The sequence below is a fragment of the Aquiflexum sp. genome (genome assembly GCF_041749095.1).
GTDB lineage: Bacteria > Bacteroidota > Bacteroidia > Cytophagales > Cyclobacteriaceae > Aquiflexum.
In genome coordinates this window covers 1-1,706 of the sequence record NZ_JBGTCA010000236.1, presented here as the reverse complement: position 1 = coordinate 1,706, position 1,706 = coordinate 1, and the positions used below count along the sequence as shown (strand labels likewise).

Genomic DNA, 1,706 nt, shown 5'->3' with positions numbered 1-1,706 from the left:
GTAAGTTCCTGCTGAGTATTGTCGAAAAGTATATCCTGGTGGACGGTAAAGAATTCTTCCCTGCCATCTAAAGAGAATGTACCCGAACCTCTTGCCACATCAAAAATAGGCTGATTGTTTGGAGCAATTACCTGAACATATACATCCCTTGGGCCATGGTTGGCTACTTTGTTATCGGCAAGGTTAAATGTGACTTTTAATCTTTCCAATTGTCGGTTACGAAAACCGTCTTCTCTTTCTCTACCTCTTGCATTGACGGCAGCAACAGCTATGTTTTCAGCTTTTAAGCGTGCAGCAATATCCACCTTCTCCTGTAATTCCTGTTTTGTGATGTTCAACTGTACCACCTCATCCTGGATTTCAGCCTGTGTGGTTTTCAGGTTTTCATTTTCAGCAAACAATTGTTGGTTCACTTCCCTGAGTCGGATGATTTCTCCGTCTTTTTCCTGTAGGGTGGTGGTATAGCTAGCTATTCTTCTGTTCAGCGCTGAGATTTCTTCAGCTGAACGTTTTCTATCAAGGTTTCTTTCAGCAATAAGTTGATCTCTGATTTCTTCAAGACTTGCGATATCTCCTCCCAATTTGCTGATTTCATTGATCCTTAGATCCAGTTGATAGGTCATTGAATCAATTCTTCTGTTGAGTTCATTGTTGTCTTCAGAAAGAATCAGAATCTCTTCGGACTTTCTGGTTTTGTCCAAATGATCGGTATAAAGCTTAAAGCCACTGATAATGACAAGGATAATCAATACAATGATCAGAATGTTTTTTCCTTTATCATTGCTATTGACTTTTTGCGGATTGGTTTCCATAAATGTTTAAGTTGTAATTTTACCCAAAATAATAAATTTTATGACGAATAACCTTCTAGATGAGAAATATTGGACGACAAGATATTTAAATTATTCAACTGCTTGGGATGCAGGTGAGGTGACGTTGCCCATAAAGCAATATTTAGACCAATTAATCAATAAAGAAATAAAAATACTGGTTCCCGGTGCCGGCAATGGTCATGAGGTGATTTATGCATTTGAAAATGGTTTTAAAAACACACATATCTTGGATATTTCCCTTTTGCCTCTAGGCCTTTTTGAAAAAGCCTGTCCGGAATTTCCAAAAGAACAGATCCACCATCAGGATTTTTTTGAGCATACGGGGCAATATGACCTTATCCTTGAGCAAACTTTCTTCTGTTCACTTCCTCCGACTATCAGAGAAGAATATGTTAAAAAAATGAAAGAACTGCTCAAGCCAAGTGGTAAATTGGTTGGGGTCTTGTTTGGTGTTGATTTTAAAAAAGAAGGCCCACCTTTTGGGGGAGAGTTAGAAGAATATAGACAGTTGTTCAGTAATGAATTTGAAATCGTAAAACTGGAAACATGCTACAACAGTATCCCTCCAAGAATGGGAACTGAATTGTTTTTCTCATTAAGAAAAAATCAATAATGAAGGATATAAGCTCCTTCTGTATATTTTCTATCAAAAATCAAAATGCCGCATTCATAAAAATCAAAACTTAAAATCACACTTGGATGGCTTTTGATTTTATTCCAAGCAGCGTCCATCTCATTCGACCAATGTATGTCAGCTATAGCAATGATACTGCTGTCTTGAATATAGGGTAGGATGTTTTCAAAATAGAACAAAGTGGCATTATAGGTGTGGGTTGCATCCATAAGCACAAAATCCACACTATTAAATTCTCT

Annotated in this window: 3 protein-coding genes; 1 reads left to right on the top strand and 2 read right to left on the bottom strand. The window is 37.3% G+C overall.

Annotated elements, in window-relative coordinates:
• A partial coding sequence (locus ACEW8O_RS11305) for a hypothetical protein (protein ID WP_373494738.1) occupies positions 1 to 812 on the bottom strand: 812 nt, incomplete at its 3' end.
• A 40-nt stretch (positions 813 to 852) separates the two neighbouring features.
• On the opposite strand from ACEW8O_RS11305, the gene ACEW8O_RS11300 reads away from it, so the two are divergent.
• Positions 853 to 1,446: an SAM-dependent methyltransferase gene (locus tag ACEW8O_RS11300; RefSeq protein WP_373494737.1), complete on the top strand. Its 594-nt coding sequence runs from the start codon at positions 853 to 855 to the stop codon at positions 1,444 to 1,446.
• Here ACEW8O_RS11300 and ACEW8O_RS11295 read toward each other — a convergent pair.
• Positions 1,440 to 1,706: class I SAM-dependent methyltransferase (locus tag ACEW8O_RS11295; RefSeq protein ID WP_373494736.1), on the bottom strand; the 267-nt coding region annotated here is incomplete at its 5' end. The genes ACEW8O_RS11300 and ACEW8O_RS11295 overlap by 7 nt on opposite strands.